At 78.5% G+C, this 298-nt stretch carries 1 pseudogene; it reads right to left on the bottom strand.

The features are described 5' to 3' along the window. A pseudogene (locus tag ACLBXP_RS25780) lies at window positions 1-298 on the bottom strand (L,D-transpeptidase family protein); the annotation flags it as partial.

Here is a 298-nt window from a genome sequence, read left to right as displayed (position 1 = left end):
ATCGGCGCGCGGTTGTAGTCCAGGTCGAGGACGACGTCGTAGAGGACGTCCTCGCGCCACATCAGCTCCGTCCGGGCGCGCACGGGCAGGCGCACCGGGCGGTTGTAGCGGCGATCCGCGGGGTCGTCGCACCAGCCGTCGTTGGGGCGCGTCGCCCGCAGGCGCAGCGGGCAGCCGGGGCGCGCCCCGACCCGGTCCGGCCGGTAGGCACCCCCGCGCAGCCGGAACCGCCCGCGCGGCGAGGCACCGTCGCCCTCGCGCTTGCCGACCCGGATGCCGCCCCGCCCGAGGGCGCAGG

It is taken from the genome of Methylobacterium sp. A54F (assembly GCF_053346035.1).
This window is presented reverse-complemented; position numbering and strand designations above follow the sequence as displayed.